Source organism: Alishewanella sp. HH-ZS (assembly GCF_001704375.1).
Taxonomy (GTDB): Bacteria; Pseudomonadota; Gammaproteobacteria; order Enterobacterales; family Alteromonadaceae; genus Alishewanella; species Alishewanella aestuarii.
The window spans coordinates 1-13,036 of sequence record NZ_LZEJ01000036.1 but is presented as its reverse complement, the minus strand read 5'-3'; the positions used below and the strand labels follow the sequence as shown (position 1 = coordinate 13,036).

At 50.6% G+C, this 13,036-nt stretch carries 13 protein-coding genes; 11 read left to right on the top strand and 2 right to left on the bottom strand.

The features are described from left to right. Nucleotides 1-28: 28 nt before the first annotated feature. From A9165_RS13300 to A9165_RS13290, 3 genes are all read left to right on the top strand, one after another. Entirely contained in the window at nt 29-1,975 is a 1,947-nt protein-coding gene (locus A9165_RS13300) for an ATP-dependent DNA helicase (RefSeq protein ID WP_065956251.1), read from the top strand. Continuing rightward, nucleotides 1,975-2,673, top strand: coding sequence for a tRNA (adenosine(37)-N6)-threonylcarbamoyltransferase complex dimerization subunit type 1 TsaB (gene tsaB / locus A9165_RS13295; protein ID WP_065956250.1), 699 nt, complete (start codon nt 1,975-1,977; stop codon nt 2,671-2,673). The genes A9165_RS13300 and tsaB overlap by 1 nt, the downstream gene beginning before the upstream one ends. A 161-nt stretch (nt 2,674-2,834) precedes the next feature. Beyond that, nucleotides 2,835-3,155, top strand: coding sequence for a hypothetical protein (locus tag A9165_RS13290; protein ID WP_008607646.1), 321 nt, complete (start codon nt 2,835-2,837; stop codon nt 3,153-3,155). A gap of 84 nt (nt 3,156-3,239) precedes the next feature. On the opposite strand, the gene A9165_RS13285 is transcribed toward A9165_RS13290, so the two are convergent. Beyond that, entirely contained in the window at nt 3,240-3,473 is a 234-nt protein-coding gene (locus A9165_RS13285) for a type II toxin-antitoxin system ParD family antitoxin (protein WP_065956249.1), read from the bottom strand. 155 nt (nt 3,474-3,628) lie between these two features. On the opposite strand from A9165_RS13285, the gene A9165_RS13280 reads away from it, so the two are divergent. From A9165_RS13280 to A9165_RS13270, 3 genes are read left to right on the top strand one after another with little or no spacing between them, the layout of a single operon-like run. Further along, nucleotides 3,629-4,366, top strand: a complete 738-nt coding sequence (locus A9165_RS13280) for an SDR family NAD(P)-dependent oxidoreductase (RefSeq protein WP_065956248.1) — start codon at nt 3,629-3,631, stop codon at nt 4,364-4,366. Nucleotides 4,367-4,374: 8 nt separating this feature from the next. After that, nucleotides 4,375-4,860: a DUF2878 domain-containing protein gene (locus tag A9165_RS13275; protein WP_255365725.1), complete on the top strand. Its 486-nt coding sequence runs from the start codon at nt 4,375-4,377 to the stop codon at nt 4,858-4,860. Then, nucleotides 4,853-5,353, top strand: a complete 501-nt coding sequence (locus A9165_RS13270; RefSeq protein ID WP_065956246.1) for a chalcone isomerase family protein — start codon at nt 4,853-4,855, stop codon at nt 5,351-5,353. Before A9165_RS13275 ends, A9165_RS13270 begins: the two co-directional genes overlap by 8 nt. A 3-nt stretch (nt 5,354-5,356) precedes the next feature. Here the strand turns inward: A9165_RS13270 and A9165_RS13265 are convergent, their stop codons facing one another. Beyond that, nucleotides 5,357-6,670 (bottom strand): alkaline phosphatase, encoded by a 1,314-nt coding sequence (locus tag A9165_RS13265; RefSeq protein ID WP_065956245.1) that lies wholly within the window; start codon nt 6,668-6,670, stop codon nt 5,357-5,359. Nucleotides 6,671-6,859: 189 nt separating this feature from the next. Between A9165_RS13265 and A9165_RS13260 the strand changes: the two genes are divergently transcribed. The 5 genes from A9165_RS13260 (at nt 6,860) to rarD (ending at nt 12,919) form a co-directional block, all read left to right on the top strand. After that, the gene (locus A9165_RS13260) at nt 6,860-7,696 is read left to right on the top strand and encodes a class I SAM-dependent methyltransferase (protein ID WP_065956244.1); all 837 of its coding nucleotides are present in this window, start codon (nt 6,860-6,862) and stop codon (nt 7,694-7,696) included. A 153-nt stretch (nt 7,697-7,849) separates the two neighbouring features. Then, nucleotides 7,850-9,505 (top strand): long-chain-fatty-acid--CoA ligase FadD, encoded by a 1,656-nt coding sequence (fadD, locus tag A9165_RS13255; protein ID WP_065956243.1) that lies wholly within the window; start codon nt 7,850-7,852, stop codon nt 9,503-9,505. A 47-nt stretch (nt 9,506-9,552) separates the two neighbouring features. After that, complete coding sequence (rnd, locus tag A9165_RS13250; RefSeq protein ID WP_065956242.1) at nt 9,553-10,704, top strand: ribonuclease D; 1,152 nt, start codon at nt 9,553-9,555, stop codon at nt 10,702-10,704. A gap of 123 nt (nt 10,705-10,827) precedes the next feature. After that, nucleotides 10,828-12,204, top strand: a complete 1,377-nt coding sequence (locus tag A9165_RS13245; protein WP_065956241.1) for a DUF4397 domain-containing protein — start codon at nt 10,828-10,830, stop codon at nt 12,202-12,204. Nucleotides 12,205-12,355: 151 nt separating this feature from the next. Then, entirely contained in the window at nt 12,356-12,919 is a 564-nt protein-coding gene (gene rarD, locus A9165_RS13240) for an EamA family transporter RarD (RefSeq protein WP_255365724.1), read from the top strand. Nucleotides 12,920-13,036 lie beyond the last annotated feature (117 nt).

The window sequence follows — 13,036 nt, the reverse complement described above, 5'->3', positions numbered from 1 at the left end:
TCTGGAGCTGCTGTGCTGCGTTTTTGTGATGCCGTTACCCGAGGTACTGATGTCGGCTAAGGTCAAACATGCCTTTGCCGAACAGGGCACCCTGGCAAAACAGATCCCGGGCTTTAAGCCGCGTGCGGCGCAGCTGGAGATGGCACAGGCCGTAGCAGAAAGTATCTCGGCCAATGGTGTTTTGGTGGTGGAAGCGGGTACCGGTACCGGTAAAACTTACGCCTATCTGGTGCCGGCACTGCTGTCCGGTAAAAAGGTGATTTTATCAACCGGCACCAAAAACCTGCAGGAGCAGCTGTACTTTCGTGATCTGCCAACGGTATTACAGGCGCTGGCCCTGCCGGTAAAGACTGCGCTGTTAAAAGGGCGGTCAAATTATTTATGTCTGTTTCGCTTAGAGCAGCATTATCAACATATCCCTAGTGCTGATCCTGAGCTGATTAATGACCTAAGCCTGATCAAAAAATGGGCCGCGGAAACGCAAAGCGGTGATATCGGTGAGCTCAGTTATATCGCCGAAGACTCGCGGGCGCTGCCTTATGTCACCAGTACCACCGATAACTGCCTGGGAAAAGACTGCCCGGTGTATGAAGACTGCCATCTGCTAAAGGCGCGTAAAGAGGCACAGGCAGCTGATCTGGTAGTAGTCAATCATCATTTATTTTTTGCCGATCTGGCGCTAAAAGATACCGGCTTTGGTGAACTGTTACCTGACATGGAAGTGGTGATCTTCGACGAAGCGCATCAGATCCCGGATATCGCCAGCGATTATTTTGGTGAGCATTTCTCCAGCCGGGTGTTGCTGGATCTGTGTAAAGACTTAGAGCAAATCGGCAAAACTGAACTGAAAGATCTGATCCAGCTGAGTAAAGCCGCCGATAAACTCTCCAGCCTGACCCGCGACTGGCGGTTGCAGTTTGCCGCCGATCCGGCGCGCGGCAACTGGCGGCAGGCCTATCAGCAAACTAGCATGCAAACGGCAGTGATCCGCATTAATGATGCGCTGGAGATGCTGTATCAGATTGTAAAAAGCAGTCTCGGGCGCAGTCAGGCGCTGGATAACTGCTATGAGCGACTGGCACAGCTAAAAAGCCAGTTACCGAAGTTGCTGCAAACCGAACAAAGCGGCGTCAGTCTGTGGTTTGAAACCAGCCGCTTGCATGTGACGCTGCATTTAACGCCGCTGAGTATTGCCGATAAATTTCAAAAACTGGTATTTGCCGCTGAACGCAGTTGGATCTTTACCTCGGCCACGTTGTCAGTAGATGAGGGCTTTGCCCATTATCAACAGCAAATGGGCCTAGACGGTGCTCGTACACTGTTGCTGGAAAGCCCTTTTGACTATGCGCAGCAGGCACTGCTCTGTGTGCCAAGGTTTTTACCCGAGCCACATGAGCCGGCGATGGCGCATGCTTTGCTCAGTTTAGCGATTCAGCTGATCCAGGCGAATAACGGCCGCTGTTTCTTTCTGTTTACCAGCCATCGTATGCTGCAATGGATGGCTGGCGCCTTGCCGGAGCAGATCCGCCAGCCGGTGCTGGTTCAGGGCAGTACCGGTAAACGTTTGCTATTAGAGCAGTTTGTGCAGCTGGAAAATGCGGTGTTATTGGGCACCGGCAGTTTCTGGGAAGGGGTGGATGTACGGGGCGATACCTTAAGCTGCGTCATTATCGACAAGCTGCCCTTCGCTTCGCCGGACGATCCCTTGCTGCAGGCACGCAGTGAAGACTGTACAATGCGCGGCAAAGATCCGTTCGCCGAGGTACAGTTACCCCAGGCGGTGATTACGTTAAAGCAGGGCGTAGGGCGGCTAATTCGCGATGTCAGCGACCGCGGTGTGCTGGTGATCTGTGATAACCGGCTGGTGACTAAGCCCTATGGCGCTACGTTTTTAAAGAGCCTGCCACCGATGCGCCGTAGTCGCGATCTGGCTGAGGCCTGTCAGTTTTTACATGCTATGCAACAGGATAAATGATGAAGTTTTTAGCCCTGGATACCTCTACCGAAGCCTGCTCGGTCGCTTTAGCTCTGGATGGCCAGATCTTAGCGCTGGATGAAGTTTGCCCGCAGCAACACAGCAAACGCATTTTACCTATGCTACAGCAGCTGTTAAGTGATGCTGGCGTCAGCCTTTATCAGTTAGACGGTATTATCTTTGGTCGTGGCCCCGGCAGTTTTACTGGCGTCAGGATTGGCGTGTCCGTCGCCCAGGGCCTGGCTTTTGGCGCAGATTTGCCGGTATTCGGGGTGTCAACCCTGGCGGCGATGGCACAGGCGGCAGCAGTGCAGCAAAACGCCACAGAGGTGATTGCCGCTATTGATGCCAGAATGGCCGAAGTTTATATCGCAGCTTATGCGTTAGATGAAGCGGGTTTAATGCAAGCGATAACGCCGGAAATTGCGGCTAAGCCGGCCGCTTTACCTGAGGTTTTGACCTCACTGTCTTTTACTTCACAGGTGTTGGGTGTTGGCACCGGTTGGCAAACTTATCCGCAGGCACTACAGCAGCTGGCGCCAGCGCTGATTGCTGATTCGATTCTGTACCCGTCAGCGCAGTTTATGTTGCCTTTTGCCAGCCGAGCCTGGCAGCAACAGTTATTTGTCAGCGCCGAGCAGGCCGAGCCGGTCTACGTACGTGATGAAGTCACCTGGCAAAAACTCCCCGGCCGCTAACTTATCCACAGCACTCTTATCCACAGCACTCCGGTACCGGACGGACCTCCGAGGTCCTACCGGTGCCACGTGAGCAACAATAGTGCTGTGGATAAATATTAGTGGTAACTTTCGCGGTTCCTTGTCTATAATTAGCGCAATTCTTCTAGTTAGCGGCTTATATGAGCATTAACGCCAGCAATAATATCAATGCCAGCAGTTTGCTAAACCCGGCGACGAATCGTCCGCAACCGGTGCGGCAAACTACGCCTGAGCGCCAAGCTGCAGAGGCGCAAAGCACGCAGCAAGCGGCAGGGATCCGCGTGGAGCGGGCAGTGATTGAGCGTTTGGATAATGAACGTGAGGCTGAGCGCAATCGGCAAAACTTTCGCGATAGCAGCGAACCCCGTAATGAACGGGCGATAGCCGCTTATCAAAGCCTGCAAAATGAACAGCGTCGCAGTGAAGTACAGGCGATGCTGGGTGTTGACCTCTACGCCTAACTTTTGTCTTCTGGCTAATTTTTGAAAAAGCCATCAATATCCATTTCTTGATGTGGTACGCCGATTACATCAATAAAACGGCCACTAATCCGAAATTAGCTGGTCGACGCTAAAGTCCTCAACAAACAGTCCCTCTCTGGCTTGCAAGGCACCCTGAGCTAAATGTATACGCAAGGCTTCAAGTTTCGCCTTACGTTCTTCAAGCGTTCTCAATGCATCACGCACCACTTCACTGGCCGAACCGTAGCGACCGGTTGCAATTTCCTTCCTGATAAAGGTTTCCCAATGCTCGCCCAAACTCAGACTTGTCGTTGCCATACAAGGCCTCTAATATTCATAAATGACAATAATGAATATAGCCTTGAAGTGTGTAAATGACAAGCAGCCTGGCTATTTTCAATTGTTTTGCGTTAAAGCCCCACTGAACTGTTCGCTATACTTTACGTATAAGCTCCGACAGCAATGGAGTATTTATGACCTCAACGATTTTAATTACCGGCGCCAGCTCTGGCATTGGCCGCGAAACTGCACTGCATTACGCCCGTAACGGCTGGACGGTATATGCGGTGGCGCGCTCGGCAGATAAGTTAGCAGAACTTTCAGCCGAGGTGCCGCAGCAGATTGTGCCGGTAAGTTTGGATCTCACCGATAGCGCAGCCCTAACCAGCTGGTTTGCGAAGCTGCCGGCTGAGCTGCGTTTCGATGTGGTGCTGCTTAACGCCGGTAACTGCGAATATGTAGAGGCGACTAACCTTGATATCAGCGCTTTTGAGCGGACTTTTGAGCTCAATGTGCTGGCTGTGGTGCGGGCGGTAAAAGGCGCGCTACCTCGGCTTAGCGCCGGCAGTACCCTAGCCATCGTCAGTTCGATGGCGCATTTCTTCCCCTTTACACGGGCTGAAGCTTATGGCGCCAGCAAAGCCGCTATTAGCTATTTCGCTGACAGCTTAAGGGTAGATTTGCATGATACCGGAATTAAGGTTTGCCTGATTGAACCGGGCTTTATCGATACGCCACTTACCCAAAAAAATGACTTTGCGATGCCGTTTTTAATGCCAGTTGCGCAGGCTGCAGAGCGCATCTACTCTGGTATAGCAGCGGGCAAACCGCGGCTACGTTTCCCGAGACGTTTAAGCCTGATGCTCAAGCTGTTAAGTGCTTTGCCTTATGGCCTGCGGATTAAATTGGCGAACCGGATGAAACAACAATGAGTGCCGCCGTGTCTAAGCTTAACTGGCGGGCCATTATCGGCTTTGAGTTGTGCTGGTTTTTGCTGGTGTATTTCCAGCAGCTGGCATTCTGGCCAGTGCTAGCGTACCTGCTTTATGGTTCGTGGCGTCTTGTTGGCACGCGGCGACGGCTGGCTGTTTTGATTATTGCGCTTCTGGGTATCGCGATTGACTCAGCATTGATCCAGCTGGATATTTTAAGTTTTTCCCTGCGCGACAGCTTGCCACTGTGGTTCTGGTTGCTATGGGGGGTTTTTGCACTGGCAGTGGTGGAACTGTTAGCCGATTTTCTACAAAAACCCTGGTTAGCTTTTGTTTTAGGCGCTACGGGCGGGCCTTTATCTTATATCGGCGGGGCAGCCTTAAGCGGCGGTGTGCTCAGCTTCCCGGCGGGCTACGTTTCTTATGGGGTATTAGCACTGATTTGGGGCGGCCTGGCCGTCCTTTATGGTCAAAGCAGGAGGTTTTATGTTTAGAGTATCAGCACTTGCATTATTGCTGGGACTGGCAATGCCGGCTGCAGCCTTACCGGATCTCACTACAGTGGGCGAGGGTAGCTATCGCTACTTATTCTGGCAGCTATACGACGCGCGGCTGGCGACTGCCGATGGCCGTTTTGTCGATTATCAGCAAAGTAGTCCCTTGTTACTGGAGCTCACCTATAAGCGCAAAATCAGCCGCGATCAGTTTATTAAAGCCACCGTTGATGAGTGGAAAAAGCTAGGCCAAAGTAGTGCTGAGCAACAGCAACAGTGGGCCGAGCAGTTAAAAAGCTTATGGCGGGATGTCAATAAAGGTGACCGTTTGGCAGCGGTATTGCTGGCAGATAACGGCGTTGAGTTCTATATGAATGGAGCGAGTACCGGCGTATTGGCAGATCCAGAATTTGGGCCGGCATTTTTTAATATCTGGCTCCACCAAAATACCAGCGCGCCCGAATTACGGGCGCAGCTGATCGCCGGCGAGTAAAGCTTACTCGCTGGTTTTAGGGGTTTGATTGGTACTGATATAGCGAATCAGCTGTTTGGCGATATCGGTATTATCCATAAAGCCGCGGAAAGCACCGCTGTATTTACCATAGGCCATTACCGGCACATCGGCGCCGGTGTGACCGCCGGTGGTCCAGCCGGTATAGGAATACTTGGCTACCAGTCTGACAGCGACGTCACGTAAGTCTTTTTGCTCTTTACCGCGGGCGGCCAGCAACTGCTGTTGTTCTGCATCGGTAATATTAATACCGGTCAAGGCTTGCCAACGTGCCAGCGCTGCCTGTTCGCTGTCTGCAGCATTCATTTCGTCAGCAATTCGCCTGCCAGTGGCTTTAACACCACGTACCACCTCGGGTAACCACAGATATTTGCCATCCGAACCTAAGGACATACCGCCGGTTTCATGGTCGGCAGTAATCACCAGCAAGGTATCAGGGTTGGCATCAACATAGGCTTTTGCCACGGCTACTGCCTTGGCAAAATCATGCATTTCGGCCATGGCACAAGCAATATCATTATCATGACCACACCAATCGATTTGGCTGCCTTCAACCATTAATACAAAGCCTTTCTCGGCCGGGCTTAATAGCTGTAAGGCTTTTTCAGTTAAGGTCGCCAGCTGTGCGGGGTGCTCGCTGTTTAACGCCGCAGGTAAGCCGACTTTATCGAGTAGCGCCAGAGCTGGCTTAGCGGTCAGCTGGTTCAGATCCTGCCAGCTACCGGCGTACTGATAGCCCTGCTGTTTAAATTCAGCGACCAGATTGCGGTCATCACGAATAAAGTACGAGGTACCGCCACCTAGAATTACATCTGCCACTGGCTGGCCATTAATCCGGTAATCCAGATACATATCAGCAATCGCTTCGTAATTACGACGATGTACGTTATGGGCGACAAAGGCCGCTGGTGTTGCATGGTTTACCTGCGAACTGGCAACGATTCCATTGGCTTTGCCTAAGCGCTTGGCCAGCTGCATCATGGTGCCAATCGGAATATGCTGGCGGTTTACCGAAATAGCGCCGTTAAAGCTTTTTACACCGGTAGCCAGCGCGGTGGCACCTGCGGCAGAGTCGGTAACCAGGGTGTCATCGTCAGGATAGGTACTGGAGGCACCAACCAGTAATTGATCAAAGATCGTCTGCTGCACCGGCCGCTCGCCCTGATTCAGGTAATAACGATAGGCGGTTAAATAAGCCGGGCCCATACCGTCACCAATCATATAAATTATATTTTTCGGGGCAGCGACAGCGGGTAAGGCCAGGAAACAACTTACAGATAACAGCAAACGAAAACGCATTAGATAACCTTTTTTGCAAACGGAGAGGGAACCTGCAACAGTGTAAGAGATCCAAGCTAATGAACCAAGCGCCTTGCGGTCAAGTGGCAAAAAACCGTGTTTTGCTGGACTTTTAGGCAAAAGCAACGCTATCTTAAATTCAGCTGGTCTGCAGTGCAGACTCACTGACATCTTATAAAGGTTGTAGTGATGAAAAAAATAATAACAAGCATCCTCACCGCTTGCTGTCTGTTGGCCGCCACAACAGTGGTTCAGGCTGAGCCATGGCGAGCCCGTTTAACTGAACTGGCAGAAGATCCGGCACGTGGTGCGGCCAATCTGCATCGCAATCAGTATCGTAATCCGGTAGAGACGTTACTGTTTTTTGGTATTGAGCCACAAATGTCGGTACTAGAGCTGTGGCCTGTGCGCGGTTGGTATACCGAGATCCTGGCGCCCTTTGTGAAAGAGCAGGGGCAACTTACGATTGCAACCTTTCGCCAAGATCTGGGTAACAGAGCAGATGCCAAGATGCAGTTCTGGGCCAGACTCAGCAGCAGACTGGAACAACGGATCGACGAACAAAGCGAACATTTCGGGCCTGTGCGCCGTATTGTGTTGGATCCGCCGCAGCTGCTGCCCAAACCAGCGGATGCGCAATTTGATATGGTATTAAGTTTTCGTAATGTGCATATCTGGAACCAGCAAGGGCACTTATTGGCGACCCTGGAGCAATTGTACCGGGTGTTAAAACCAGGTGGTATTTTGGGAATGGTGGAGCACCGAGCGGCTAAAGTTACTGAGCTAACCAGTGTCGCCAGCGAGGGTTATACCGACGAAGCCTATTTAATAGCTGTGGCTGAGCGGGTTGGATTTCAATTGGTGGCTAGCAGCGAGATTAATGCCAATCCGCGTGATACCAAAGACCATCCGAAAGGGGTTTATACTCTGCCGCCAACCCTGGCCCTTGGACTAGAGCGACGCGATTACTATTTGAGTATTGGTGAAAGTGATCGTATGACGCTGAAATTTATTAAGCCGGAATAGCCAGAAGCAGGCCGCGGATTGTGTGTTGCCGGCTTTTATGGGATGATTAAGCTAGAGTAAAAGCTCCAAAGCTGTACAACAAGAAAGTCGCCGGATGTCCAGTTCAGTCAGGCTCCAGGCAGGCACGGTATAACAATCATTAAGGAGTAGACGGTGGATAGAGTCTGGTTAAAGCGTTACCCCTCAGGTGTACCGGCGGAAATTAATGCCGATCATTATTCATCCTTGCTAGATATTTTTGAGCAGAGCATTGCCAAATTCGCTGACAAAGTTGCCTTTGTCAATATGGGCAAGAGCATCACCTATCGTGAACTGGATCGGCAAAGCCAGGCGTTTGCGGCCTATCTGCAACACGAACTCGGGTTGAAGAAAGGCGATGCAGTGGCCATTATGATGCCCAACCTGTTGCAATACCCGGTGGCATTAATGGGTGTGCTGCGTGCCGGTTGCAGCGTGGTGAACGTCAATCCGCTTTACACACCACGCGAGCTACAGCATCAGTTAACTGATTCCAAAGCCCGCGCCATCGTTATCGTTGAAAACTTTGCTCATACCCTGATGGCAGTGGAAAAGAACATCCAGGTTGAGCACGTTATCCTAACAAAGATGGGCGATATGCTGGGCGCTGTTAAAGGCACCCTGGTCAATCTGGTGGTAAAACACCTGAAAAAACTGATCCCGGCCTATCAACTGCAAAAATTTGTCCCCTTTAAACAGGTACTGCAACGCGGTGCAGCGTTAAGTTGGCAAAAACCGGTAATGACTGGCGCTGATATTGCCTTTTTGCAATATACCGGCGGCACTACCGGTGTTTCTAAAGGCGCTATGTTAACCCATCGCAATATGGTGGCGAATCTGGAGCAGGCCAGTGGTTTTCTCGATAAATTTCTCGATGAAGGCAAAGAAAATGTGGTTACCGCCTTACCGCTGTATCATATCTTTGCGCTGACGGCTAACTTCTTTGTTTTCTTCAAGCACGGTGGCACTAACCTGCTGATCACTAACCCGCGAGATATGCCCAACTTTGTCAAAGAGCTGGCAAAGTTTCCTTTTACTGCCATTACCGGGGTAAACACCCTGTTTAATGGTCTGCTAAATACTCCTGGCTTTGCTGAGCTGGATTTTAGCCGGCTTAAGCTATCGTTAGGCGGTGGTATGGCAGTACAAAGACCGGTAGCAGAGCGTTGGAAAAAAGTCACCAAAACCCGATTGCTGGAAGGTTATGGCCTGACAGAGTGTTGTCCTCTGGTAACCTTAAGCCCCTTTGATCTGGACGACTTTAATGGCAGCATCGGCTTGCCGGCACCCTCGACCGATATCCGCTTGGTAGATGAGAACGGCAACGATGTACCTCAGGGTGAAGCCGGTGAGATGATTGTACAAGGGCCACAGGTGATGTTGGGCTATCTGAATCGGCCGGAAGAAACAGCAAAAACGATTAAAGACGGCTGGTTATATACCGGTGATATCGCCACTATGGACGCCGATGGCTTCTTTTATATCGTGGATCGCAAGAAAGATATGATTCTGGTATCAGGCTTTAACGTGTTCCCGAATGAAATTGAAGAAGTCGTCGCAATGAGCGAAAAGGTGCTGGAAGTCGCGGCTGTAGGTGTACCTAATGATGCGACTGGTGAGACAGTGAAAGTCTTTGTGGTGAAAAAAGACCCGTCGTTAACCGAGCAGGAAGTGATTGCGCACTGTAAGCAACATTTAACCGGCTATAAGGTACCAAAGCTGGTAGAATTCCGTACTGAACTGCCAAAAACCAACGTAGGTAAGATCCTACGCCGCGAACTTCGCGGATAATAAAAAAAGCCGGCAGTTGCCGGCTTTTTTGTTCTAGAGAGCACAAGATGTCGTTACTTAGCACCAATCAGGCACTGGCAGAGTTTTGTCAGCGGGCCCTACAACAACCTTTGCTGGCACTGGACACCGAGTTTATCCGACAAAGCACGCTCTATCCGAAGCTAGGACTAATCCAGCTTTATGACGGGCAGCAGCTTGCGTTGGTCGACCCACTGTGTATTACCGATTGGCAGCCGTTACAGCAGTTGTTAGCCGCGCCCGACATCACCAAAATTCTGCACTCCTGTACTGAAGATTTGGAAGCTTTGGCAACGATCGGCATCAACAATATTCAGCCGTTATTTGATACCCAATTGGCGGTAGAAATTCTTGGCTGGGGCGGTAGCATGGGCTATGCACGCTTGGTTGAGCAGCTCACCGGCGCCATCCTGGATAAAAGCGAATCCCGCACCGACTGGCTGGCCAGACCGCTGGCGCAAAAACAGCTCGACTACGCCGCCAATGACGTTAAGTTTCTACTGCCAGTCTACCAAAAGTTGCTGCAGGAGCTTGATACAGGGTCAAAATTGTCGCTGTTACTGGCTGAGGGGCAGCAGTTACTGGCCCGGCGTCAGCAGCAACTGCCGGCGGAGTTCAAATACTTGGAAATTAAGAACAGCAGTCAGCTTAACAGCCGCGATCTGGCGATTTTACGCGAGCTGGTTAGTTGGCGTTATCAATATGCCAGCGCAAAAGATTTGGCACTTGGGCTGGTGGTAAAGGATGCGCAACTATTTGAATTAGCTAAGCGCAAACCTGGCTCGGTTGAAAGTCTGTTGAATATTCCGGGAATGTTGGCTAAGGATCTGCGCCGCCATGCGAAAATTCTGATCGAGCTGATTCAAACCGCCAAGCAATTGCCCGCTGAACAGTGTCCGCAACGCTTTTATCATCTGCAGAGTTTCGCCGGTGAAAAAGTGGTGCTGGCGGAAATTGGTCAGGCAGTAAAGGATGCTGCCGCAGCCGCCGATATTCCGGCGTCTTTTCTAGCAACACGGCGTCAGTTACATGAATATTTCAATTGGTGTTGGCGGGTTAGTGATGCCGAGCGCACCTTGCTACCTCTGCCAGAGTTTCTCAGCAGCTGGCGTCAACCCCTGTTACAAAGCCATTTAAAGCTGCCTGCGCACCTTGTTGGGCGGCCATCTACGTTATTGTAACTTTTTTAGATCAGATTATTTTTTTCAATAAACCATTCAGTTTTTTGCGCCTGCTAAAGTTGATCCTGCATTTTTTGGCCGGCGTAAGTTTTCCTCGCAACTATTAACTGAAGGGAAAGCACAATGAAAAAGATAGTCTCACTTGCCGTCGCCACCACTATGCTGGCGACGCTCAGTGCCTGTAATAGCAGTGATCCTATTGTCATACCACCGGCTCCGCCGCCACCACCGCCATCATCTGTGGTTGATGCGACTTTGCGCGTTGTTCATGCTTCTTCGGATGCGCCAGACGTTAATGTGTTAATCGGTGGTTTTCCGGCTATTACTGGTTTGGCTTATGGCCAAAGCTCTGAGAATTTTGCTCTCGGTCCAAATACCTACAACGTTGCCGTACAAGCGATTCTACCTGGTACTGCCACACCGACAGTGATTGGTCCGGTTAATTTGGCATTGGCGGAGGCGAAAAACTACAAAGTTTTTGCCGTAGGTTCGGTTGCCGGTGCTACCTTGGAGCCATTGGTTGTAACCTCTGATGTAAAAGCACTTGCTTCCGGTAATGTAAGGTTACAGGTAGTACACGCTGCTTCTGCTGCACCCACAGTCGATATTCATGTCACGGCGCCGAATGACCCACTGGGATCTGCATTAGCCACGCTGGATTATAAAGGTTTTACCCAGGCATTGGATGTACCTGCCGGCGATTACCGCGTCCGCATTACCTTGCCAGGTCAAAGCACCGTAGTGTTTGACTCTGGCACCCTGGCGCTGGCTGGCGGAACCGATCTGGTGGTCGCAGCGATTAACAATCGTTTCTCGGGTGCCTCACCTGTGTCGTTACTGGCAGTAACGCCAAATGGTGATGAGCTGGATATTAAAGATGTCAATACCACATCATCAGTGCGGGTGGTACATAATGTGTCAGATGCACCAGCGGTCGATGTGATTGTGAATGATGCGATTAAACTGGTTGAGGGTTTAGCCTTCCCCAATTTTACTCCCTATGTTGGTGTCGCGCCGGATACGTACAATGTGAAGGTCGCTGCTGCTGCGGATAACAGTGTGGTGGTGATTAACAATAACCTGACGCTGGAACCAGGTAAGTTTTACAGCGTGCTGGCGGTTGGGTCTTTAGGTAACAATACTATCGAGCCGTTGGTGTTAACTGACAATCCACGGCGCGTTGCTACTGAAGCTCGGGTACGTATTGTTCATGGTTCAACACTGGCTGGTCCGGTAGATATCTATGTTACCCCAACTAATGATATCAGTACCGCAACGCCAGCATTCAGAAATGTACCCTTTAAAGCAGAAACCGGTTACGTCAGATTAGCTGCTGGCAACTACGTCGTGACGGTTACTCCAGCTGGCACCAAGACTGCGGCCATTGGTCCTGTTCCTCTGACCTTGCAAGCGAATAAGATTTACACTGCAGTAGCCCGTGATGGTGCCGGGTTAAATGCTGATGTGGGTCTTATTTTACTGGATGACTTCGTACAATAAGGCGAAGAGCCATTAATCTTTAGCAAAGCCGGAGCTCGCTCCGGCTTTTTCTTTGCTTTTACCATGCGGTAAAGGTTCACACGCCGAGCGCTATCTTCGCTATAATGCCGCCGCTGGTTAAACCTCAGCTTTAACCACAACCGGAGTGCTTATGGCGTTAACACGAGAACAGCGATTAGGTGGCGCCTTTGCCGCCAGCGCTTACACCCTGTGGGGCATAGCTCCGCTGTATTTTAAACAGATTGATTTTATTCCGGCACCGGAAATTCTGATCCACCGTATTGTCTGGGCTTTTCTGCTATTGCTGTTGATCCTGCTATTGCTAAAGCAGGGGAGGGATACACTGGCGGTGTTTGCCAAGCCCAAGCTGGTTGCCTGGTTACTACTGTCATCCGTACTGCTTGGCGGCAACTGGGGGCTTTTTATCTGGGCCGTCAATAACAACCATATGTTAGACGCCAGTCTCGGCTACTATATCAATCCCTTGCTAAATGTACTGCTCGGTATGCTTTTTTTAGGCGAGCGGTTACGTAAGCTGCAGTGGTTGGCGGTGATACTGGCATCGCTTGGTGTGCTGTGGCAAATCATTGGCTATGGTGCTGTCCCCTGGATAGCTTTGGCGCTGGCCAGCTCCTTCGCTGTCTATGGTTTACTCAGAAAGAAGTTGGCAGTAGATGCAATTAAAGGACTCTTTGTCTTATATATAGTACCTTGAACTATGTATATTGTGTATTAAGGCAGAGAAATCTGCCTTTTTATTTGACAATAAAAGCTTTAGCGCTATAGTGTATTGTATGTTTAATGTGTGTAAAGGAATGAACCTTGTCATCGG